19 protein-coding genes and 1 tRNA gene are annotated in these 21,588 nt (G+C 70.9%); 16 read left to right on the forward strand and 4 right to left on the reverse strand.

The annotated features are described in order from the left end of the window. Positions 1-80: 80 nt before the first annotated feature. The 5 genes from ACFW2G_RS04150 (at position 81) to ACFW2G_RS04170 (ending at position 6,301) form a co-directional block, all read left to right on the forward strand. Positions 81-1,016, forward strand: a complete 936-nt coding sequence (locus ACFW2G_RS04150) for a siderophore-interacting protein (protein ID WP_384580697.1) — start codon at positions 81-83, stop codon at positions 1,014-1,016. Positions 1,017-1,163: 147 nt separating this feature from the next. Beyond that, a complete protein-coding gene (locus ACFW2G_RS04155) occupies positions 1,164-2,654 on the forward strand; it encodes an aspartate aminotransferase family protein (protein ID WP_037923514.1) in 1,491 nt (496 codons plus the stop codon). After that, the gene (locus tag ACFW2G_RS04160; protein WP_384580695.1) at positions 2,638-3,939 is read left to right on the forward strand and encodes a lysine N(6)-hydroxylase/L-ornithine N(5)-oxygenase family protein; all 1,302 of its coding nucleotides are present in this window, start codon (positions 2,638-2,640) and stop codon (positions 3,937-3,939) included. The genes ACFW2G_RS04155 and ACFW2G_RS04160 overlap by 17 nt, the downstream gene beginning before the upstream one ends. Next, positions 3,936-4,523, forward strand: coding sequence for a GNAT family N-acetyltransferase (locus tag ACFW2G_RS04165; RefSeq protein WP_384580693.1), 588 nt, complete (start codon positions 3,936-3,938; stop codon positions 4,521-4,523). Before ACFW2G_RS04160 ends, ACFW2G_RS04165 begins: the two co-directional genes overlap by 4 nt. Continuing rightward, a complete protein-coding gene (locus ACFW2G_RS04170; protein WP_384580690.1) occupies positions 4,520-6,301 on the forward strand; it encodes an IucA/IucC family protein in 1,782 nt (593 codons plus the stop codon). Before ACFW2G_RS04165 ends, ACFW2G_RS04170 begins: the two co-directional genes overlap by 4 nt. 135 nt (positions 6,302-6,436) lie before the next feature. On the opposite strand, the gene ACFW2G_RS04175 is transcribed toward ACFW2G_RS04170, so the two are convergent. Beyond that, positions 6,437-8,017: a beta-N-acetylhexosaminidase gene (locus ACFW2G_RS04175; protein ID WP_384445965.1), complete on the reverse strand. Its 1,581-nt coding sequence runs from the start codon at positions 8,015-8,017 to the stop codon at positions 6,437-6,439. A gap of 52 nt (positions 8,018-8,069) precedes the next feature. On the opposite strand from ACFW2G_RS04175, the gene ACFW2G_RS04180 reads away from it, so the two are divergent. The 3 genes from ACFW2G_RS04180 to glmS all read left to right on the forward strand — a co-directional run bounded on the left by ACFW2G_RS04180 (position 8,070) and on the right by glmS (position 11,218). Beyond that, on the forward strand, positions 8,070-8,957 hold the full coding sequence (locus ACFW2G_RS04180) for a DUF4429 domain-containing protein (protein ID WP_037923501.1): 888 nt from the start codon (positions 8,070-8,072) through the stop codon (positions 8,955-8,957). Positions 8,958-9,054: 97 nt separating this feature from the next. Then, on the forward strand, positions 9,055-9,330 hold the full coding sequence (locus ACFW2G_RS04185; protein ID WP_037923499.1) for a hypothetical protein: 276 nt from the start codon (positions 9,055-9,057) through the stop codon (positions 9,328-9,330). Between the two features lie 70 nt (positions 9,331-9,400). Beyond that, entirely contained in the window at positions 9,401-11,218 is a 1,818-nt protein-coding gene (gene glmS, locus ACFW2G_RS04190) for a glutamine--fructose-6-phosphate transaminase (isomerizing) (RefSeq protein ID WP_037923497.1), read from the forward strand. Positions 11,219-11,346: 128 nt separating this feature from the next. On the opposite strand, the gene ACFW2G_RS04195 is transcribed toward glmS, so the two are convergent. Both ACFW2G_RS04195 and ACFW2G_RS04200 read right to left on the reverse strand, forming a co-directional pair. Beyond that, positions 11,347-11,916 carry an acetate uptake transporter gene (locus ACFW2G_RS04195; protein ID WP_037923494.1) on the reverse strand — a complete coding sequence of 190 codons (570 nt, stop codon included), beginning with the start codon at positions 11,914-11,916 and terminating at the stop codon, positions 11,347-11,349. A 98-nt stretch (positions 11,917-12,014) separates the two neighbouring features. Next, the gene (locus ACFW2G_RS04200; protein ID WP_037923491.1) at positions 12,015-12,548 is read right to left on the reverse strand and encodes a universal stress protein; all 534 of its coding nucleotides are present in this window, start codon (positions 12,546-12,548) and stop codon (positions 12,015-12,017) included. Positions 12,549-12,870: 322 nt separating this feature from the next. Between ACFW2G_RS04200 and ACFW2G_RS04205 the strand changes: the two genes are divergently transcribed. From ACFW2G_RS04205 to ACFW2G_RS04220, 4 genes are all read left to right on the forward strand, one after another. After that, positions 12,871-13,296, forward strand: a complete 426-nt coding sequence (locus ACFW2G_RS04205; protein ID WP_384445967.1) for a hypothetical protein — start codon at positions 12,871-12,873, stop codon at positions 13,294-13,296. A 376-nt stretch (positions 13,297-13,672) separates the two neighbouring features. Then, positions 13,673-14,845: a helix-turn-helix domain-containing protein gene (locus ACFW2G_RS04210; RefSeq protein ID WP_037923488.1), complete on the forward strand. Its 1,173-nt coding sequence runs from the start codon at positions 13,673-13,675 to the stop codon at positions 14,843-14,845. Positions 14,846-14,974: 129 nt separating this feature from the next. Beyond that, positions 14,975-15,577: an oligoribonuclease gene (orn, locus tag ACFW2G_RS04215; protein ID WP_384445968.1), complete on the forward strand. Its 603-nt coding sequence runs from the start codon at positions 14,975-14,977 to the stop codon at positions 15,575-15,577. A 106-nt stretch (positions 15,578-15,683) separates the two neighbouring features. Beyond that, positions 15,684-15,756 (forward strand) — tRNA-His (locus ACFW2G_RS04220). Between the two features lie 92 nt (positions 15,757-15,848). On the opposite strand, the gene ACFW2G_RS04225 is transcribed toward ACFW2G_RS04220, so the two are convergent. Further along, positions 15,849-16,892, reverse strand: a complete 1,044-nt coding sequence (locus ACFW2G_RS04225) for a LacI family DNA-binding transcriptional regulator (RefSeq protein ID WP_037923482.1) — start codon at positions 16,890-16,892, stop codon at positions 15,849-15,851. Positions 16,893-16,996: 104 nt separating this feature from the next. Between ACFW2G_RS04225 and ACFW2G_RS04230 the strand changes: the two genes are divergently transcribed. The 4 genes from ACFW2G_RS04230 to ACFW2G_RS04245 are packed head-to-tail and all read left to right on the forward strand — an operon-like array spanning position 16,997 to position 21,573. Then, complete coding sequence (locus ACFW2G_RS04230) at positions 16,997-18,346, forward strand: ABC transporter substrate-binding protein (protein ID WP_384445969.1); 1,350 nt, start codon at positions 16,997-16,999, stop codon at positions 18,344-18,346. A gap of 7 nt (positions 18,347-18,353) precedes the next feature. Then, the gene (locus ACFW2G_RS04235) at positions 18,354-19,349 is read left to right on the forward strand and encodes a carbohydrate ABC transporter permease (RefSeq protein WP_384445970.1); all 996 of its coding nucleotides are present in this window, start codon (positions 18,354-18,356) and stop codon (positions 19,347-19,349) included. After that, entirely contained in the window at positions 19,346-20,170 is an 825-nt protein-coding gene (locus tag ACFW2G_RS04240; protein WP_078556642.1) for a carbohydrate ABC transporter permease, read from the forward strand. Before ACFW2G_RS04235 ends, ACFW2G_RS04240 begins: the two co-directional genes overlap by 4 nt. Then, the gene (locus ACFW2G_RS04245) at positions 20,167-21,573 is read left to right on the forward strand and encodes a GH1 family beta-glucosidase (RefSeq protein ID WP_384580687.1); all 1,407 of its coding nucleotides are present in this window, start codon (positions 20,167-20,169) and stop codon (positions 21,571-21,573) included. The genes ACFW2G_RS04240 and ACFW2G_RS04245 overlap by 4 nt, the downstream gene beginning before the upstream one ends. The last annotated feature ends 15 nt before the right edge of the window (positions 21,574-21,588 follow it).

Genomic DNA, 21,588 nt, shown 5'->3' on the forward strand with positions numbered 1-21,588 from the left:
GCCCGCTCCCAGGGCGGGTCCGCGCGGGCACGCCCTGGACTCGTCTGCAGGCCGTACCGACTTCCAGGGGGACCACCCGCATGACCGCCACCGCGTCCGGCGCCCCGGCTGTGGCGCACTTCCGCTTCTTCACGCTCGAAGTGCTCCGTACGCGCCGCCTGGGCCACTCGTTCCTGCGGGTCACCTTCGGCGGCGAGTCCCTCGCGGACTTCCGCTCCGGCGGCTTCGACCAGAGCCTGTCGCTCTTCCTGCCGCCCTCCGGCGCGGAGCACACCGTGCTCCCGTCCACGGACGAGGACACCTGGTTCACCGCCTGGCGCGGCATGCCGGACGAGGAGCGGCCGGTGATGCGCTCCTACACCGTGCGCGAGCAGCGCCGCGACGGGACGGGTGCGGTCGAGGTCGACATCGACTTCGTGCTGCACGGGGACTCCTCCCCCGCCTCCCGCTGGGCCGGGCGGGCGAGCGCCGGCCGCCGGATCCTGGCGATCGGCCCGGCCGTCGCCGAGAACAAGTCCGTGCGCTTCCAGGCCCCGGCCGACGCCGGCGCCGTCTGGATGTACGCCGACGAGACCGCTCTGCCGGCCGCGGCCGGGATCCTGGAACGGCTGCCGGCCGATACCCGGGTCCGGGCCTGGTTCGAGGTTCCACACGAGGACGACCGGCTCGCACTCGCCGCGCCCGCCGACGCGGACATCACGTGGATCGTGCGCGGGGGCGACGACCGGGAGCGGACCGGGCGGGTGCTGGACGCGCTCCGCTCCGCGCAGGCACAGGCGCAGGAACAGGCACAGGCACAGGCACAGACGCAGGGTGTGGAAGCCCCGTACGTGTGGCTGGCCGGCGAGGCGGGCACCGTTCGCGCGGTGCGCCGCCACTTCGTGCAGGAACGATTCGTCGACCGTCGCTCGGTGCGCTTCACCGGCTACTGGCGGCTCGGCGCGAGCGAGGAGCAGCTCCTCGCGGAGGCGTGCGCGGGCAAGGCTCCCAGCGAGGACCCCGGTTCTGAGTTGTAGTCAGCTCCCAGGATTTGCACGGCAGTTCGCGATGGGCTCCGGCTTCGGCCGGGGCCCATCCTCATTTGGCCATTCCACTTAGGTTAGGCTAACCTAAACATCACCCGCCCCACCCTCCCCCTCTCCCCCCTGTCCGGAGGAAAGTTGATGCGCCGGCATCTGCTGAACGAGACGACCGCGGACATCTACCGCCGTTCCGTCACCGAGGGCGTCGACCGTGTCGCCGCCAAACTCGCCACCACCGAACGGCCGCACACCGGTATATCCGTCGACGAGCTCGCCCCGGTCATCGACGGGATCGACCTCGACACCCCGCTCGGGGACTCCTCCGCCGCGCTCGCCGAGCTGGAGGACGTCTACCTGCGCGACGCCGTCTACTTCCACCACCCGCGCTACCTGGGACACCTCAACTGCCCGGTCGTCATCCCCGCGGTGGTCGCGGAGGCCGTGATGGCCGCCGTCAACTCCTCCCTCGACACCTGGGACCAGTCCATCGGCGGCACGCTCATCGAGCGCCGCCTCATCGACTGGACCACCGGCCGCATCGGCCTCGGGGAGAAGGCGGACGGCATCTTCACCTCCGGCGGCAGCCAGTCCAACTTCCACGCCCTGCTGCTGGCCCGCGATGAGGCCTGCCGCACCGTCATGAAGCGCGCCAAGGAAGCCGGTATCGGCCTGACCAAGGCCGAACTGCTCCCGAAGCTCCGCATCTTCACCTCCGAAGCCAGCCACTTCAGCGTGCAGAAGTCGGCCGCCATGCTCGGCCTGGGCTACGAGGCCGTCATCTCCGTGCCCGTCGACCGCAACCGTCGCATGGACACCTCCGTCCTCGCGCTGGAGCTGGAGGAGTGTGCCGCCGAAGGCCTCTTCCCCATGGCCGTCGTCGCCACCGCCGGCACCACCGACTTCGGGTCCATCGACCCGCTCCCCGAGATCGCCCGCCTGACCGCCGAGCACTCCGCGTGGATGCACGTGGACGCCGCCTACGGCTGCGGACTGCTGGTCTCGCCCACCCGCCGGCACCTCCTCGACGGCATCGAGCACGCCGACTCGGTCACGGTCGACTACCACAAGTCGTTCTTCCAGCCCGTCAGCTCCAGCGCGATGCTGGTCCGCGACCGCGACACCCTCAAGCACGCCACGTACCACGCCGACTACCTCAACCCGCGGCGCATGGCCGAGGAGCGGATCCCGAACCAGGTCGACAAGTCCATCCAGACCACGCGCCGGTTCGACGCCCTCAAGCTCTGGATGACGCTGCGCATCATGGGCGCCGACGGCGTCGGCTCGCTCTTCGACGAAGTCATCGACCTCGCCGCCGCCGGCTACGACGTCATCGCGGCCGACCCGCGCTTCGAGGTCGTCGTCGAGCCGCAGATCTCCACCCTCGTCTTCCGCTTCCTGCCCGGCGACGGCGTTCCCGCGGAACTCCTCGACGAGGCCCAGCTCCACGCCCGCAAGGCGCTCTTCGCCTCCGGCGAGGCCGTCGTCGCCGGCACCAAGGTGGACGGGAGGCAGTACCTGAAGTTCACCCTCCTCAACCCGCAGACCACGACGGCCGACATCGCAGCCGTTCTCGACCTCCTCGCCGCACACGCCGAGCAGTTCCTGGGAGAATCCCTTGCCGTCCACCACTGAGCCGTACGACTTCATCGGCATCGGCCTCGGTCCCTTCAACCTGGGACTGGCCTGCCTGACCGCGCCGATCGACGAGCTGAGCGGCCTGTTCATCGAGTCGAAGCCGCACTTCGAGTGGCATGCGGGGATGTTCCTGGACGGCGCGCACCTGCAGACGCCCTTCATGTCGGACCTGGTCACCCTCGCCGACCCGACGTCGCCGTTCTCCTTCCTGAACTACCTCAAGGACCAGGACCGGCTGTACTCCTTCTACATCCGGGAGAACTTCTACCCGCTGCGCACCGAGTACAACGACTACTGCCGCTGGGCCGCCGACCGCCTCGACAACGTCCGGTACTCGACCTCCGTCACCGAGGTCACCTACGACGAGGCCGCCGCCCTCTACGAGGTCCACACCGACCGGGGCGAGACCCACCGCGCCCGCCGCCTGGTCCTCGGCACCGGCACCTCGCCGCACGTCCCGCAGGCCTGCGCCGGCCTCGGCGGCGACTTCCTGCACAACTCCGCCTACATGCCGAACAAGGCGGAGCTGCAGAAGAAGAAGTCCATCACCCTGATCGGCTCCGGCCAGAGCGCCGCGGAGATCTACTACGACCTCCTCACCGAGATCGACGTGTACGGCTACCAGCTGAACTGGGTCACGCGATCACCGCGCTTCTTCCCGCTGGAGTACACCAAACTGACCCTGGAGATGACCTCCCCCGAGTACGTGGACTATTTCCACGCCCTCCCGGAGGACACCCGCTACCGGCTGGAGACCCAGCAGAAGAACCTCTTCAAGGGCATCGACGGCGACCTGGTCAACGCCATCTTCGACCTGCTCTACCAGAAGAAGGTCACCATGCCGGGGGCGGTGCCGACGACCCTGCTGACGAACACCTCGCTGAACAGCACCGCGTACGACACCACCACGGGCGCCTACACGCTGGGGCTGCGCCAGGAGGAGCAGGAGCGGGACTTCTCCCTCGCCACCGAGGGCCTGGTGCTGGCCACCGGCTACACCTACCGCACCCCCGACTTCCTGAACCCGGTTCGAGGCCGCCTCAACTTCGACGGCCGCGGCCGCCTCGACGCCGCGCGCAACTACAGCGTCGACACCGCCGGCCACGAGGTGTACCTCCAGAACGGCACCACCCACAACCACTCCTTGACCTCCCCCGACCTGGGCATGGCCGCGTACCGCAACGCGTACATCGTCGGTGAGCTGCTCGGCCGCGCGTACTACAAGGTCGAGAAGTCCATCGCGTTCCAGCAGTTCGCCGCCCCGGAAGGCACCCACGCATGAGCACCACCGACACCCTCTTCTCCCGGACCGACCCGGTCCTCGGGGACTTCGCGATCCGCCCGCTGGACCCCTTCGCCGACGCGGAGCTGCTGCACGGCTGGGTCACCCACCCCAAGGCCTCGTTCTGGATGATGCAGGACGCCTCGCTGCCGGACGTGGAGCGCGAGTACGTGCGCATCACTGCGCACGAGCACCACCAGGCCTTCATAGGCCTGCACGAGGGCCGCCCGGCCTTCCTGATGGAGACCTACGACCCGAGCCGGTTGGAGCTGGTCGGCCTGTACGAGGCACGGCCCGGCGACGTCGGCATGCACTTCCTGGTCGCACCCGCGGACCGGCCGCTGCACGGGTTCACCCGCGCGGTGATCACCACCGTCATGGCCGCGCTCTTCGCCGACCCGGCCACCCGCCGCGTCGTCGTCGAGCCGGACGTCGCCAACACCGCCGTGCACGCCCTGAACGAGGCCGTCGGCTTCGTGCCGGAGCGCCGGGTCACCAAGCCGGAGAAGGAGGCGCTGCTGAGCTTCTGCACCCGCGAGCAGTTCGAGGCCGCCACCGGCATCACCCGGGAGGTGTCCGCATGAGCCTCTCCGACGCCGTCTCCCACCTCTCCCCCGAGCTGTGGGACCGCGCCAACCGCGCCCTGGTCCGCAAGGCCCTCGCCGAGTTCGCGCACGAGCGCCTGCTGACCCCGGTGTCCCTCGGCGGCGACCGCTACGCGGTCGTCTCCGACGACGGCGCCGTGGAGTACCGCTTCGACGCCGCCCGGCAGGTCCTGGACCACTGGGCCGTCGACGAGGCCACCATCACCCGGCTGCGGGACGGGCTGCCGCAGCCGCTGGACGCCCTCGACTTCCACATCGAGTTCCGGCAGACCCTGGGGTTGAGCGCGGACGTCCTACCGGTCTACTTGGAGGAGATCTCCTCCACCCTGGCGGGCGCGGCGTTCAAATACACGAAGCCGCAGATCGCCGCGGCCGTGCTGGCCAAGTCCTCCTTCCAGGACATCGAGACCGGCATGACCGAGGGCCACCCCTGCTTCGTCGCCAACAACGGCCGGCTCGGCTTCGGCGTGCACGAGTACCACGCGTACGCCCCGGAGGCCGCGAGCCCCGTCCACCTGATCTGGGCGGCCGCGCACAAGGACGTCGCCACCTTCACCGCGGGCGCCGGCCTGGAGCACGACAGCTTCCTGCGCGCCGAGCTGGGCGACGCGGCGGTCGAGCTGTTCGCCGCGAAACTGCGCTCCCTGGACCTGGACCCGGCGCACTACCTGCTCTTCCCGATCCACCCCTGGCAGTGGTGGAACAAGACCACGGTCACCTTCGCCGCGGAGATCGCCAGCAGGCGGCTGGTGCTGCTGGGCGAGGGCGAGGACGCCTACCTCCCGCAGCAGTCGATCCGCACCTTCTTCAACACCACCACCCCGACCAAGCACTACGTCAAGACGGCCATCTCCGTCCTGAACATGGGCTTCATGCGGGGCCTGTCGGCCGCCTACATGGAGGCCACCCCCGCCATCAACGACTGGCTGCACCAGCTGATCGAGTCCGACGAGGTCCTGCGCTCCGTCGGCTTCTCGATCATCCGTGAGCGGGCGGCCATCGGCTACCGGCACCTGCAGTACGAGCGCGCCACCGACCGCTACTCGCCGTACCGCAAGATGCTGGCGGCCCTGTGGCGCGAGTCCCCGGTGAACTCCCTCGGGGACGGCGAGCGGCTGGCCACCATGGCCTCGCTCCTCCACGTGGACGCCGAGGGCGCCTCGTTCGTCGGCGCCCTGATCGAGGAGTCCGGCCTCACCCCGGCCGAGTGGCTGAAGCCCTACCTGCGCGCCTACCTGCTGCCGCTGGTGCACTGCTTCTACCGGTACGACCTCGCGTACATGCCGCACGGCGAGAACACCATCCTGGTCATCAAGGACGGCGTCGTGCAGCGTGCGATCTTCAAGGACATCGCCGAGGAGATCGTCATCATGGACGCGGACGCGGTGCTGCCGCCCGCCGTCGAGCGGATCCGGGCGGACGTCCCGGAGGACATGAAGCTGCTGTCGATCTTCACGGACGTCTTCGACTGCTTCTTCCGCTTCCTGTCCTCGATCCTCGTCACGGAGGGCATCTGCACCGAGGACACGTTCTGGAAGGCCGTTGCCGACTGCGCCCACGACTACCAGGACTCCATGCCGGGTCTGGCGGAGAAGTTCCGGCGCTACGACTTCTTCGCGGAGGAGTTCCAGCTGTCCTGCCTCAACCGCCTCCAGCTGCGCAACAACGCGCAGATGGTCGACCTCTCCGACCCGTCCGCCGCGCTCCAGCTGGTCGGCAACCTCAAGAACCCCGTCGCGGCCTTCGCCCGGCGGTGACACACGGGGCGGGGGAGGTGCCGATACGGTCCCTCGACACCTCCCCCGCGCCGGCGGCGTAGCGGCGCAATCGCGTGGCCGGTCGGCCCTCTTCGCCGTCACGTCCTCGCCGCGTCCGGGCGGAGGCCCCGCCCGTCACCGTGTCCAGGGCACGTCCGGGGCCCGGAAGTACCCGATGTCCTGGGCGTCCAGGCGGGGGGCCTGGGCGGCGAGGCGGCGGCTGTACGCCGTCCAGTCCAGGGCGGCCGCCGGGGACCAGCCCAGCTCCGCCAGGCCCAGCACCCGCGGGAACGCCATCAGCTCCCACTCGGCCCGCGTCGCGACGTTCTCCGTCCACAGCGGGGCCTCCACCCCGAGCACCGCCGACTCCGGCACCCCTGCCAGATAGGCCCCCGGGTCCCAGGAGTACGACCGCGCCACCGGGACGTGGCCCGCCCAGGCCAGCCCCGGCCCCGTTTGCGCCCCGTACTTCATGTCCAGGTACACCCGGTCGGCCGGTGACAGGATCAGCGGGTGCCCGGCCCTCGCGGCCGCCGCCACCGCCGACCGGTCCGCCGCCGGGGTCCTGTCGTGGCCCCAGTACTGCAGGACCGCGCCCGCCGCCGGGCGTGCCGAGGCCAGTTGGTGCCAGGCCACCACCGTCTTGCCGTGGCGGCCCACCACCTCCTGCGCCCGGTCCATGAAGGCCGCGTAGTCCGCCGCCGGCGTGGCGTGCGCCTCATCGCCGCCGATGTGCAGGTAGCGGCCCGGAGTGAGCTCCGCCAGTTCGCCGAGCACCTCGTCGACGAAGGTGTACGTCCGCTCCTGCGCCACGCACAGCGAGCTGAAGCCGACCTTGGTCCCGGTGTACCGGGGCGGTGCCTTCCCGTCGCAGTTCAGCTCTGCGTAGGAGGCCAGCGCCGCGTTGGTGTGCCCGGGCATGTCGATCTCGGGGACCACGTCCACGTACCGCTCGCCCGCGTACGCCACCAGCTCGCGGTACTCGGCCTTCGTCCAGTGGCCGCCGGGCCCGCCGCCGACCTCGCCGGCGCCCCCGTACTGCGCCAGCCGGGGCCAGGAGTCGATCGCCAGGCGCCACCCCTGGTCGTCGGTGAGGTGCACGTGGAGTGCATTGATCTTGTACTGGGCGAGCTGGTCCACGTACCGCTTCACCTGTTCCACGGTGAAGAAGTGACGTGCGATGTCGACCATGGCCCCCCGGTACGCGAAGCGCGGCCGGTCGGTGACGGTGCCGCCCGGTACCGTCCCGGGCCCGGCCACCGGCACCAGCTGGCGCAGGGTCTGGCCCGCCCGGAAGAGTCCAGCCGGGGTCCGCGCCACGAGGTCGACCCCGGTCGGCCCGGACGTCAGCCGGTACCCCTCCCGGCCGACCCCCTCGGCCTCCGCGTCGATCCTGAGCCGGATGCCGTTCCCGCGCACCCCGTCGATCACCGGCAGCGGCAGCCCGCTCGGCCCGCGCAGCTGCTCCGCGAGGAGCCGGCCCACCCGGCGGACCTCCTCGTCCGCGCCCGGCCCCGTACGCACGACCGTGCCCGGCCCGAAGGGGTAGCCGGGGCCCCCGGCGCGCGCGGAGACCGGTGCCGGCAGGAGCCGTTCGAAGGGGGCGGGGGCCGCGGGCGGGTCGTCACCGGCGTTCGCGTCGTCGCCGTGGGCGGCGGTGCAGGAGACGGCACCGAGGACGAGGAGGGTGCCGAGCGCGCGTCGCAGGACTCTCATGTGCCCAGGTATAGGCCAACTGGCCTGCCGCGCACGGTGGGAGAATCGCCGAATGGCGGAAATCATCCAGAAGGACGGAACCTGGACGTTCGACGGCGACGCGGTGCGCATCGTGCCCGGCCGTGACAAGGGGGTGGGGTTGCTGCGGCAGACCCTGGGCGAAGTGGTGGTGCCGTTGCGCGCACTCGCGGGGATCAGTTACGAGCCGGGCCGCAAGGCGGGGCGGATCCGGCTGCGGCTGCGCGAGGGGGCCGACCCGCTGACCCAGGTGACGGGCGGGCGCCTGCCGGAGTCCTCCGACCCGTTCCGGCTGAGCGTGGAGCCGGAGCGGACGGGGGTCGCGGAGTACTTCGTGGACGCGGTGCGCAACGCCCTGCTGCTGGAGCAGGTGGATCCGGGCCCCTCGGAGAGCTATCTGCTGCCCGGTCCAACCGTGCCGATAGCGGTGGGCGCGGGTGACGGGACCGTCACCTTCGACGGTGACCGGGTCGCGCTGGAGTGGAACTGGACGACCGAGGAGGCCAAGCGCTCCGGCGGGCCGCGGGAGTTCCGGGTCACGGATCTGCGGACGGTGGAGTGGGCTCCGGCGAAGGGACTGGAGAACGGCTGGCTTCGCTTCGTCCTGGCCGGCGCGGCGCAGTCGGCCGCGCCCAAGTACGACCCGTACACGGTCGAGCTGTTCGGTTTCAAGAAGGACCCGCTGATGGCGCTGGTCGCCGCGGCGGTGGCACTGCGGCTGCCGCACCCGGCCGCGCCGGTCCAGGACCGGGCCGTCGAGGACGCCCCGCCGAAGGAGCTCGCCGCGCCGGCCGGCGGCGTCGCGGAGGACCACGACGCCCTGCTGCGGCGGCTGCGGGAGCTGGGGGAGCTGCACCAGACGGGAGTCCTCACGGCCGACGAGTTCGCCGCAGCGAAGCAGGCGGTTTTGCGTAGATTCTGACCGGATGCATCCATTCCACTGGTCCAGACCAGAGAGATCCTGCCCGGAATCGGGCAGGATCTTTGCGTTGGGCGGCCGGAAGCGTCAATATCTACGGGTGCTCGACCGCCGCCCGTCCTATGACGATCTCGTCGAACACCTGGTGCGCAGCACCTCGCTACAGCGGGGCGAAGCGGCCCGGGTGGTCCTCGACGTGCTCGCCTACTTCGACGAGACGACGGAGGACTTCGTCCGCCGCCGCCACCGCGAACTACAGGCCGGCGGAGCCGTGAACGCGGAGATCTTCGAGCGGATCGCGGCCGAGCTGCCGCACCGCGCCGTGGCGCCCCCGGAGCTCTCGCTCCGGCAGCTGCGCCGCATGGTCTACGGCTGACCGGCCGCCGCCGGAGCGGCCGCGGGCGGACGACGGGCAAGGAACCGAACTTCAGGAGGGGCAGGACCGTATGTGCGGAATCGTCGGTTACATCGGAAAGCGTGACGTGGCACCGCTGCTGCTGGAGGGCCTGGCACGGCTGGAGTACCGCGGCTACGACTCCGCGGGCATCGTCGTGAACAGCCCGAAGGCCGGCGCGCTCAAGATGGTCAAGGCCAAGGGCCGCGTCCGCGATCTGGAGGCCCGGGTCCCCAAGCGCTTCGCCGGCACCACGGGCATCGCCCACACCCGCTGGGCCACGCACGGCGCCCCGAGCGACGTCAACTCCCACCCGCACCTCGACCCGGAGAACAAGGTCGCCGTCGTCCACAACGGCATCGTCGACAACGCCGCCGAGCTCCGGGCCAAGCTGGAGGCCGACGGCGTCGTCTTCGCCTCCGAGACCGACACCGAGGTCATCACCCACCTGATCGCCCGCTCCCAGGCCGACAGCCTGGAGGAGAAGGTCCGCGAGGCCCTGAAGGTGATCGAGGGCACGTACGGCATCGCCGTGATGCACGCCGACTTCACCGACCGCATCGTGGTGGCCCGCAACGGCTCGCCGGTCATCCTCGGCATCGGCGAGAAGGAGATGCTCGTCGCCTCCGACGTCGCCGCGCTGATCGCCCACACCCGCCAGGTCGTCACCCTGAACGACGGCGAGATGGCCACCCTCAAGGCCGACGACTTCCGCACCTACACCACGGGCGGAACGACGACGAACGCCACCCCGGAGACCGTGGAGTGGGAGGCCGCCTCCTACGACATGGGCGGTCACGACACCTACATGCACAAGGAGATCTCCGAGCAGCCCGACGCGGTCGACCGCGTGCTGCGCGGCCGGATCGACGACCGCTTCAGCACAGTCCACCTGGGCGGGCTGAACCTGGATCCGCGCGAGGCGCGCGGCATCCGCCGGGTCAAGATCCTGGGCTGCGGCACCTCGTACCACGCGGGCCTGATCGGCGCCGGCCTCATCGAGGGCATGGCCCGCATCCCCGCGGACGCCGAGCCGGCGTCGGAGTTCCGCTACCGCAACCCGGTCGTGGACCCCGACACCCTCTACATCGCGGTCTCGCAGTCGGGTGAGACCTACGACGTGCTCGCGGCCGTGCAGGAGCTCAAGCGCAAGGGCGCCCGCGTCCTGGGCGTCGTCAACGTGGTCGGCTCCGCGATCGCCCGCGAGGCCGACGGCGGCGTCTACGTGCACGCCGGCCCCGAGGTGTGCGTCGTCTCCACCAAGTGCTTCACCAACACGGTCGTGGCCTTCGCGCTGCTCGCCGTGCACCTCGGCCGCATCCGGGACCTCTCGGTCACCGACGGCAAGCGGATCATCGAGGGCCTGCGCAGGCTGCCGGCGCAGATCCAGGAGATCCTCGACGGCGAAGAGGACATCAAGAAGCTCGCGGCCGAGTTCGCCGAGGCCAAGTCGATGATGTTCATCGGCCGGGTCCGCGGCTACCCCGTGGCCCTGGAGGCCTCCCTCAAGCTGAAGGAGATCTCCTACATCCACGCCGAGGCCTACCCCGCCTCCGAGCTCAAGCACGGCCCGCTGGCCCTGATCGAGCCCTCGCTGCCGACGGTCGCGATCGTCCCGGACGACGACCTGCTGGAGAAGAACCGCGCGGCGCTGGAGGAGATCAAGGCCCGCAGCGGTCGAATCCTCGCAGTCGCCCACCGCGAGCAGGAGAAGGCGGACCACACCATCGTGGTCCCGAAGAACGAGGACGAGCTGGACCCGATCCTCATGGGCATCCCGCTCCAGCTGCTGGCGTACCACACGGCCCTGGCCATGGGCCGGGACATCGACAAGCCGCGCAACCTGGCGAAGTCGGTCACCGTCGAGTAGCGGCCCCGGGCCACCACCGGACACCATCCATGCGGGAGCCTCCGTGCGCTGTGCGCACGGAGGCTCCCGTGTGTCCCTGCGATTCCCGCGCGTTCCTCTGCGTTCCCGCGCGTTCCTGCGCGCCGTGCTCAGCCCGCCGCGACCGCGCCGCTGCGCCCGGCCCTGCCGAAGGCCATCGGCCAGTGCGCCAGGGCTGCGGTGGCCCCGTACCAGGCCAGCAGCCCGGAGACGGCGGCGACCCAGCCGCCCGCCTTGGCCAGAGCGCCGCTGTCCATGAACGAGGCCACGGCGAGCAGGACCAGGGAGAGGGTCAGGAGGGCGTGGACGCCCTGGCTGAACACTCCGCTCGCGGCGGCCACCGTGAGGGTCAGCGCGAGCATCGCGAAGAGGACGAGAAACGTTCCGGCGGCCTCGTCGGAGGCGGATCCGCCCGCCGCCTTGGCCCAGGTGAACCAGAAGACGCCGAGGCCCGCGAACGCGGTGCCGTTGAATCCGTTGCCACCGCGGTACTCCAGGAGGCCCAGGAGGAAGAGGGCGGCGCCGCCGACGTACATCGCGAGCGGCAAGGAGCTGGCAGCGGACACGCCGTCGATGACGCCGGTGTGGCCGATACCGAATGCGAGAAGGGTGAGACCCAGGGCGATGTTCCCCAGGGTCGAAGTCGAGGCCGTGCTTCCCGCAGAGACACCATTGTCCACGGCGGGCTCCCTTCGATCTGCAGTTGTGTGCTGCGTCCCAGCAGCATTTATCTACCCTTTACACGAGGGCACAACCGCACAATCGACTTAACAAGCGGTCACGGAATGACAACGACCGGTCGCTGTGCGCGCTTGGCGAGTCGCCCGGCCACCGAGCCGAAGATCCGGCCCACGATCCCGTGCGTGGAGCCGACCACGATGGCGTCGGCCGAATACTCCCGGCCCACCTCCTCCAGCTCATGGCAGATGTCACCGCCGCGCTCGACCAGAATCCATGGCACTTCGGCCAGATAGTCGGCGCAGGCCAGCTCCAGCCCCAACACCTCGGTGCGGTGGTCCGGCACGTCCACGAAGACGGGGGGCTCACAGCCCGCCCACACGGTGGTGGGCAGTCGGTTGGCCACGTGGACGATGATCAGACCCGATCCGGAGCGGCGGGCCATACCGATCGCGTAGGCGAGCGCACGCTCGCTCGACGTCGATCCGTCGAATCCCACAACGACACCGTGCCGGAAGGCCGGGTCGCAGGGGGAGCGTGTCTGTTCCACCGCACGCAGCTCGGCGGCCGACGCGGGGTCGGCGAGCCGTTTGCGCTTGCGGTCCGCGGGTTCGGGGAGTTCGTGACCGGCCATGGGTGTCTCGGCGAAGAGGTCCTTGGAGGAAGCAACAGGGGCGAAATCGGCGACGCAGTGTGACGGAGCTCTGTCCGGGAAGCATCTTCCCAAGCCCATACCCACCAGGGTACGGCGACACTCCTGTCCTGCCCAGGGCTTGCCGCACTTGGAGAGCGTCCCAGGGAGCATGCCGGAGCGAGCGCGCCTTGGCAATGTCCGCTGTCCCCTACAGCCAGTGACGAGACGGGGCGTTGCCACCCGTGCGCGCAGTGACCGAGCCCCTCCGGGCGACGTTGGACATGCGTCCGACCGTCCAGGAAGAGCCCGCAGGGAGTACGCCGTGTCCGGCCATCCGGTTCACCCCGACCAGCCAGCTCAGCCGACCCAGTCCGCCCGCTTCCCCGACCCGGGCCCGCACCTCGCCGGCCCTCCCCGGCGGCCGCTTCACCCGTCCGTGCGGTCCTCCGGGCATCCCCATGACGACCCCGCGGGTGACGTGGTGCGCTGGGCGGTCTTCAGCTGCCTGCTCGTCCCGGTGGTCCTCGTCGTCTACGGAACCTCCTTCGGCGGGGCGGCGGTCGCCACCCTCGGCCTGCTCGTCGTCACGGCCGCCTGCCTGGTCCTGCTGCGACACTCGGAGCGGACCGCGGCCCGCGTCCGGGCGGAGGAGCACCCTCCGTCGGCGCACCGCCGACGGCACTCGCGCGGCGGGCCCGCGGGCCGCCGGGGCTGCTGGGCCTGCGACTCGCCGTCCCCGCATGACTGACTCATTCGCACACCCACACCCGCACGTTTTCAGCCAACTTCCCGGCAGGGTGCCCTCCTTGCCGGAATGTCCCGTCGACGCGCTTACCACCAGCGACGACATTCCTCAGGGGACGATTTGGCCCTACTGGTACTGGCCACAGCCCTGATGTGCGCTTCCCACCCGGGTAGCGGAGTGGAACCCTTCCTGATCGAATGCTTTTCGCCAAGTTGAGAAGTCGACATAGCGCTGCGTGCTGAACTTGTCACGCCGACACCACGGGACGCAGTAGATTCGATCATGTATTTACGGCGGGGGATCCACGTGCAAGGCCGAGGGGAAACGTGCAGGTGCGACCAGACCAAGGAGTCGCGACACCCAAGGGGGGCTTAGCGCCATGAGCCAGGATTCCACCGCCGTCGTCGCGGACGCCGGCAGGAAGCTCGCGGGGCGTCGCCGCAGGGAGATCGTCGCGGTGCTGCTCTTCAGCGGCGGACCGATCTTCGAGAGTTCCATTCCACTATCCGTGTTCGGCATTGACCGGCAGGACGCGGGAGTTCCACGCTACCGACTGCTCGTGTGCGCCGGTGAGGACGGTCCGCTCAGGACCACCGGCGGACTCGAACTGACCGCGCCGTACGGGTTGGAGGCGATCGCCCGGGCAGGCACCGTCGTCGTTCCCGCCTGGCGCTCCATCACTTCACCGCCGCCTCCGGAGGCGCTCGACGCCCTGCGTCTGGCGCACGAGGAAGGGGCCCGGATCGTCGGACTGTGCACCGGGGCCTTCGTGCTCGCGGCCGCCGGTCTGCTGGACGGCCGGCCCGCGACGACGCACTGGATGTACGCGCCGACGCTGGCCAAGCGCTACCCGTCCGTGCACGTCGATCCGCGCGAACTCTTCGTCGACGACGGCGACGTGCTCACGTCCGCGGGCACGGCGGCCGGAATCGACCTCTGCCTGCACATCGTGCGCACCGACCACGGCAGCGAGGCGGCCGGGGCCCTGGCCCGCAGGCTCGTCGTGCCGCCGCGTCGCACCGGCGGGCAGGAGCGCTACCTCGACCGGTCGCTTCCGGAGGAGATCGGCGCCGACCCGCTGGCCGAGGTCGTCGCCTGGGCACTGGAACACCTCCACGAGCAGTTCGACGTGGAGACCCTCGCCGCCCGCGCCTACATGAGCAGGCGCACCTTCGACCGGCGGTTCCGCTCGCTCACCGGCAGCGCGCCGCTCCAGTGGTTGATCACCCAGCGGGTGCTCCAGGCCCAGCGGCTGCTGGAGACCTCCGACTACTCGGTCGACGAGGTCGCCGGACGCTGCGGGTTCCGCTCGCCGGTCGCCCTGCGCGGGCACTTCCGGCGGCAGCTGGGGTCCTCCCCGGCTGCGTACCGCTCCGCCTACCGGGCACGCCGGCCGCAGGCCGACGTCGCGCAGGTGGCGGAGATCTCCACGGGACCGGTGCCGCACCAGCGCACCCCGCAGCCCCACCGGGCGGCGGCTGCCCTGGCCGCGACGGGTTCCACGGTGACGGAGCTGTACGCCCCGAACCGGGTCCTGCGGGAACACGCGTAACCCCCACGACGGGTACGACGGCGAAGGTCCCCCATCGGTCACCGCCGATGGGGGACCTTCCGCATGTGCGGTCCGCTCCGCTCCGCGATATGCGGTCCGCTCCGCGGGGGACCGCATAAGGTGGGACACATGAACGATCGCATGGTGTGGATCGACTGCGAGATGACCGGGCTCTCGTTGACGGACGACGCACTTATCGAGGTGGCCGCGCTGGTCACCGACTCGGAGCTCAACGTGCTCGGCGAGGGCGTGGACATCGTGATCCGCCCGCCGGACCGCGCCCTGGAGACCATGCCCGACGTGGTCCGCGAGATGCACACCGCCTCCGGCCTGCTCGACGAGCTGGCCGGTGGCACCACCCTCGCGGACGCCGAGGCGCAGGTCCTGGCGTACGTGCGGGAGCACGTGAAGGAGCCGCGCAAGGCACCGCTCTGCGGGAACTCGGTCGGCACCGACCGCGGCTTCCTGCTGCGCGACATGGCCGCGCTGGAGGGCTACCTGCACTACCGGATCGTGGACGTGTCCTCGGTCAAGGAGCTGGCGCGCCGCTGGTACCCGCGGGCGTACTTCAACAGCCCCCCGAAGAACGGCAACCACCGGGCGCTGGCGGACATCAGGGACTCCATCACCGAGCTGCGCTACTACCGCGAGGCGGTCTTCGTGCCACAGCCCGGGCCCGACTCCGACACCGCCCGCAGCATCGCCGCCAAGCACACGGCGCCGGGCGCATAGGTTCCTGCCGGGCCCCTTCCGGAGAGGGGGCGCACAAGGGTGGAGCGAGCACCCTCCCGGACCCTGTACCCTTTTCTTCGGCCGGTCGGTTTTCCGACCGGACATGGTGGGTGTAGCTCAGCTGGTAGAGCACCTGGTTGTGGTCCAGGTGGTCGCGGGTTCAAGTCCCGTCACTCACCCTGCGGGAAGGCCCCGGTACGCGGAAGCGGACCGGGGCCTTCTGCATGTCCCGGGGCTCCGGGACTCCGGGGCCAAGGCGCCCCGGTGAGGGTCAGGACGACTCCCGCACCACCAGCCTGTTCGGCAGGACGACCGCCGGCCCGCCCGCGGCCACGGCACTCCCCCCTCGTCCCGAGACGCGGTCCAGCAGCATGCTCGCCATGGTCCGGCCCATCTCCTCGATGGGCTGCCGGACGCTGGTCAGCGGCGGATCCATGTGCCGGGCCACCACCGAGTCGTCGAAGCCGACCAGGGCCACGTCGTGCGGGATCCGGCGCCCGGCCGCACGCAGTTCCCGCCGGGCGCCCGCCGCCATGACGTCCGAGGAGGCGAAGACCGCGTCGAGCGAGGGGCTGCGCTCCAACAACTCGCGCATGGCCCGGCGGCCGCCCTCCTCGGTGAAGTCGGCGACCGCCACCAACCGCTCGTCCACGGGGCGGCCGGCGGCGGCCAGGGCCTGGCGGTAGCCGTCGAGCCGGCAGCGGGCTCCGTACACGTCCAGCGGGCCGGTGATCGTGGCGATCGTACGGCGGCCCCGGTCGAGCAGGTGGCGCACGGCCTCGGCGGCTCCCGCCAGGTTGTCGGAGTCCACACAGGGCAGCGTCTCCGCCGCGGAACGCCGGCCGCTGATCACCGTCGGGATGCCCAGCTCCACCAGCAGCTCCGGGAGCGGGTCCCCGGCGTGGACGGAGACCAGCAGCACGCCGTCGACCCGGTGTCCGGAGAGGTACTGCGCGAGGCGGCGGCGCTCGCGGTCGCTGCCGGCCAGGGTGAGGACGAGCTGGATGTCGGTCTCCGCGAGGGCCGCCCCGACCCCGCGGACCACTTCGGAGAAGTACGGCTCGGCGAAGAACCGGGCCTCGGGCTCGGGGATGACGAGGGCGATCGCGTCGTTGCGGTTGGCCGCGAGGGCGCGGGCCGCGCGGTTCGGCACGTACCCCAGCTCGGTCACGGCCGCCTCGACGGCGGCCCTGGTCTGCTCGCTGACCCTGGAGGACCCGTTGATCACCCGGGACACGGTGCCGCGCCCGACTCCGGCGCGCACCGCGACCTCTTCCAGGGTCGGCCGTCCCCCGCTGCGCCCGTTCCCGTTCATGGCTTCCTCCCGGTCGTGAATCTACCCCTTGACTACTGTGGGAGCGCTCCCACACTGTGTCACACGACACCCCCACGTTGTCGCCCACCCTTCAGGGAGGAACCATGCGAGCCCAGTCCCCGTCCCGAGCACGAGCCCGAAGAACCCTCGTCACGGCGGTCGCCTCGATGGGCGCCGCCGCGCTGCTGCTCGCGGGGTGCGCGCAGGATCCCGAGACGGACCCGAAGGCGGGTCCGTCGGCCGGCGGCACCGGCCGAACCACCCTGACCGTGGGAGTCTTCGGGGCCTTCGGTCTCCAGGAGGCCGGGCTCTACGACGCGTACATGGCACAGAACCCGGGCGTCCGCATCGAGCAGACCTCCATCGAGCGCAACGAGAACTACTACCCCCAACTGCTGACGCACCTGGGCACCGGCAGCGGCCTCGCCGACATCCAGGCGGTCGAGGTCAACAACATCGCCGAGATCACCGCCACCCAGGCCGACAAACTGGTGGACCTGGGCAAGGTGCCCGGTGTGGACAAGGCCGCGTACCTGCCGTGGAAGTGGGCCCAGGGCACGGCGCCCGCCGCCAAGGGCGGGGCCACGGTCGGTCTCGGCACCGACATCGGGCCGCAGGGGATCTGCTACCGCAAGGACCTCTTCGAGGCGGCCGGGCTGCCCTCGGACCGGGAGGCGGTCGGCGCGCTGTGGGCGGGCGACTGGGGCAAGTACCTGGAGGCGGGCAAGGCGTACAAGGCGAAGGCGGGCGACGGCAAGGCCTTCGTGGACTCGGCATCGGGGGTCATGGCCGCGGTGACGGGCAGCAGCGCCGAGCGGTTCTACGACGCCCAGGGCAAGGTCGTCTACAAAACCAACCCGGCGGTCCGCGGAGCCTTCGACCTGGCGGCGTCCTTCGCCACCGAGGGCCTCAGCGCCAAGCTGCAGCAGTTCACCCCGGGCTGGGACCAGGGCTTCGCCAACGGAGCCTTCGCGACGGTCTCCTGCCCGGCGTGGATGCTCGGCTACATCCAGGACAAGGCGGGCCCGTCGGGCAAGGACAAGTGGGACGTGGCGCAGGCGCCGAAGCCCAGCAACTGGGGCGGTTCCTTCCTGGTGGTCCCGAAGGCCGGCAAGCACGCCGAGGAGGCGGCCAAGCTGGCGGCCTGGCTGACGGCGCCGGAACAGCAGGCGAAGCTCTTCGAGAAGCGGGGCAGCTTCCCGAGCGCGAGCGCCGCCTACACGCTGCCGGCGGTATCGGGGGCGAGGCACGAGTACTTCGGCGGTGCGCCGATCGGTGAGATCTTCTCGAAGGCGGCGCAGGGCGTGCCGGTGACGGTGGTGGGCCCCAAGGACCTGGTCATCGCGCAGAACCTGGCCGACATCGGAATGCTCCAGGTCGACCAGAAGGGCCGCAGCGCGCAGGAGGGCTGGGAGGCCGCGGTGAAGGCCATCGACAACGCCCTGGACCAGTGAGGCGCCGGTGACGGACGAGACGGCTGTCCTGTCCCCGTCTGCCGCCGCCCCGGAGCGGGCGGCGGCAGACGGGGGCGGCCGGGGCAGGCCGGGCCAGGTGTGGCGCTCGCGCCGCTACCGCTGGGACCTGCGCTGGAGCCCGTACGCCTTCGTAGCGCCCTTCTTCCTGTTCTTCGCCGCCTTCGGGCTGTTCCCGCTGCTCTACACGGGCTGGGCGGCACTGCACCAGGTGGAGCTGACCGACCCTGACAGCATGACGTGGGTAGGCCTGCGCAACTTCACCCGGTTGTGGGACGACGAGTTCTTCTGGAACGCGCTGCGCAACACGGTCACCATCGGGCTGCTCTCCACGGTCCCGCAGCTGGCGATCGCGCTGGGCGTGGCCCATCTGCTCAACTACCGGCTGCGCGGCTCCGCCTTCTTCCGGGTCGCCGTGCTCACCCCGTACGCCACCTCGGTGGCGGCGGCCACGCTCGTCTTCGTCCTGCTCTTCGGCCGGGACTACGGGATGATCAACTGGGCGCTCTCGGCGGCCGGCGTCGGCCCGGTGGACTGGCAGAACGGCACCTTCGCCTCGCAGTTGGCGGTCTCCACCATCGTGATCTGGCGGTGGACCGGCTACAACGCGCTGATCTACCTGGCGGCCATGCAGGCGGTGCCGGGCGAGCTGTACGAGTCGGCCGCGCTGGACGGGGCCTCGCGCTGGCAGCAGTTCCTGCACGTCACGGTGCCCTCGCTGCGGCCGACGATCCTGTTCACCGGTGTGGTGTCGACGATCGGGGCGACCCAGCTGTTCGGCGAGCCGCTGCTGTTCAACGGCGGCGCGGGCGCGACGGGCGGCTCGGACCACCAGTTCCAGACGCTCGGTCTGTACCTGTACGAGCAGGGCTGGGTGAACCTGCACCTGGGGCGGGCTTCGGCGATCGCCTGGGCGATGTTCCTGCTCCTGCTGCTGATCGCCGGGGCGGCGCGGCTGCTGCGCGGACGGGGGGACGCGCGATGAGATCACTGCGCGCGGGCCGGCTCACCTACGGGGTGCTCGGCCTCTTCACCGCCGGTTCGCTCTTCCCCCTGGTGTGGACGGCGATCGCGGCCTCCCGCACCAACACGCGTCTGGCCCAGACCCCGCCGCCGTTCTGGTTCGGCGGAAACCTGGGACGCAACCTGCAGATCGCCTGGACCGACGCGAACATGGGCACCGCCCTGCTGAACACGGTCATCGTGGCGGGCACCGTCACCATCGGGACGGTCCTCTTCTCCACCCTGGCGGGCTTCGCCTTCGCCAAGCTGCACTTCCGCGGACGCCGGATGCTGATGGCGCTGGTGGTGGGGACGATGCTGGTCCCGCCGCAGCTGAGCGTGGTGCCGCTGTACATGCTGATCGCGAAGCTGTCGTGGACCGACCGGCTCCAGGCGGTGGTCCTGCCCTCCCTGGTGTGCGCCTTCGGCGTGTTCTTCATGCGCCAGTACCTGGTGCACGCGCTGCCGACGGAGCTGGTGGAAGCGGCCCGCACGGACGGTGCCAGTTCCCTCCGGGTCGTGTGGCACGTGGTCTTCCCCGCGGCCCGCCCGGCCATGGCGGTGCTGGGGATGCTGACCTTCGTCATGGCCTGGAACGACTTCTTCTGGCCCATCGTCGCACTGACCCAGAACGGCAGCCCGACGGTACAGGTGGCCCTGACCGGACTCGGCCGGGGATACATCCCCGACCAGTCCGTGATCATGGCGGGTGCGCTGCTCGGCACGCTCCCGCTGCTTGTGGTGTTCCTCGTCTTCGGCCGCCAGATCGTCGGCGGCATCATGCAGGGAGCGGTAAAGGGATGACTGACACCCCGGCGCACACGGACCGCACGGACCGCACGGACCGCACGTCGAACGCAACGGATCCGGGCGGGGAGCAGCTCCGCTTCCCCGACGGGTTCTTGTGGGGCACGGCCACGGCCGCCTTCCAGATCGAGGGCGCGGCCGCACTGCGCGGGCCCTCCATCTGGGACACCTTCTGCCGCACTCCGGGCAAGGTGTACGGCGGCCACACCGGCGACGTCGCGGTCGACCACCACCGGCTGTGGCGCGAGGACGTCGCCCTCATGGCCGAACTGGGCCTGGGCTCCTACCGGTTCTCGGTGTCCTGGCCGCGCGTCCTGGCCGGCGGCACCGGCTTCTACGACAGGCTCGTCGACGAGCTCCTCACCCACGGCATCCGGCCGTGCGTGACCCTCTACCACTGGGACCTCCCGCAGGAGCTGGAGGATGCCGGCGGCTGGCCCGAGCGCGAGACGGCCTACGCCTTCGCCCGGTACGCGGAGCAGGTCTCCGACGCGCTCGCCGACCGCGTGGAGCTCTGGACCACCCTCAACGAGCCCTGGTGCAGCGCCTTCCTCGGCTACGCCTCCGGAGTGCACGCCCCCGGCCGCACCTCCGCCGCCGACTCGCTGCGCGCCGCCCACCACCTCAACCTGGCCCACGGCATGGCCGCGGCGGCCCTCCCGGGCCGGACCCGGGTCGGCATCGCCCTCAACCCCAGCGCGGTAAGGCCGCTGACCGGCTCGGCGGCCGATCTGGACGCCGCCCGCCGCATCGACGCACTGGCCAACCGGATCTTCACCGGGCCGCTGCTGCACGGCGCCTACCCCCAGGACCTGCTCACGGACACCGCCTCCCTGACGGACTGGTCGTTCGTCCGCACCGGCGACGAGGCGCTGATCCACCGGCCGCCGGACTTCCTCGGCGTGAACTACTACACGCCGGCGGTGGTGTCCGCCGCCCCGGACGGGGGCGGCCCGCGCGCCGACGGCCACGGCGCCGCGTCCCACTCCCCGTGGCCCGGCGCGGACGCGGTGGCCTTCCACCAGCCCCCGGGCGACCAGACCGACATGGGCTGGTCGATCGACCCGACCGGCCTCTACGACCTGCTGATGCGGTTCACCCGCGAGGCACCCGGCCTGCCACTGATGGTCACGGAGAACGGTGCGGCCTACGCCCCGGACCTGGACGACCCGCAGCGCATCGCCTACCTGGAGGCCCACCTCGCCGCCGTCCACCGCGCGCTGTCGGACGGGGCCCCGGTGGAGGGCTACTTCCTCTGGTCGCTACTGGACAACTTCGAGTGGTCCTACGGATACAGCAAGCGCTTCGGCATCGTCCACGTCGACTACGACACCCAGGTCCGCACACCGCGCTCCAGCGCCCACTGGTACGCCCGGCTGGCCCGCAAGGGGGTCATGTAGCCGGCGGGTTCCACG

The sequence above is a fragment of the Streptomyces sp. NPDC058880 genome, from assembly GCF_042742535.1.
Taxonomy (GTDB): Bacteria; Actinomycetota; Actinomycetes; order Streptomycetales; family Streptomycetaceae; genus Streptomyces.

Bases quoted from the DNA above. Each gene is read 5' to 3' on its own strand.
- ACFW2G_RS04150 (WP_384580697.1), top strand. From the start codon at position 81: ATGACCGCCACCGCGTCCGGCGCCCCGGCTGTGGCGCACTTCCGCTTC.
- ACFW2G_RS04155 (WP_037923514.1), top strand. From the start codon at position 1,164: ATGCGCCGGCATCTGCTGAACGAGACGACCGCGGACATCTACCGCCGT.
- ACFW2G_RS04165 (WP_384580693.1), top strand. From the start codon at position 3,936: ATGAGCACCACCGACACCCTCTTCTCCCGGACCGACCCGGTCCTCGGG.
- ACFW2G_RS04170 (WP_384580690.1), top strand. From the start codon at position 4,520: ATGAGCCTCTCCGACGCCGTCTCCCACCTCTCCCCCGAGCTGTGGGAC.
- ACFW2G_RS04175 (WP_384445965.1), bottom strand. From the start codon at position 8,017: ATGAGAGTCCTGCGACGCGCGCTCGGCACCCTCCTCGTCCTCGGTGCC.
- ACFW2G_RS04180 (WP_037923501.1), top strand. From the start codon at position 8,070: ATGGCGGAAATCATCCAGAAGGACGGAACCTGGACGTTCGACGGCGAC.
- glmS (WP_037923497.1), top strand. From the start codon at position 9,401: ATGTGCGGAATCGTCGGTTACATCGGAAAGCGTGACGTGGCACCGCTG.
- ACFW2G_RS04200 (WP_037923491.1), bottom strand. From the start codon at position 12,548: ATGGCCGGTCACGAACTCCCCGAACCCGCGGACCGCAAGCGCAAACGG.
- ACFW2G_RS04210 (WP_037923488.1), top strand. From the start codon at position 13,673: ATGAGCCAGGATTCCACCGCCGTCGTCGCGGACGCCGGCAGGAAGCTC.
- orn (WP_384445968.1), top strand. From the start codon at position 14,975: ATGAACGATCGCATGGTGTGGATCGACTGCGAGATGACCGGGCTCTCG.
- ACFW2G_RS04225 (WP_037923482.1), bottom strand. From the start codon at position 16,892: ATGAACGGGAACGGGCGCAGCGGGGGACGGCCGACCCTGGAAGAGGTC.
- ACFW2G_RS04230 (WP_384445969.1), top strand. From the start codon at position 16,997: ATGCGAGCCCAGTCCCCGTCCCGAGCACGAGCCCGAAGAACCCTCGTC.
- ACFW2G_RS04240 (WP_078556642.1), top strand. From the start codon at position 19,346: ATGAGATCACTGCGCGCGGGCCGGCTCACCTACGGGGTGCTCGGCCTC.
- ACFW2G_RS04245 (WP_384580687.1), top strand. From the start codon at position 20,167: ATGACTGACACCCCGGCGCACACGGACCGCACGGACCGCACGGACCGC.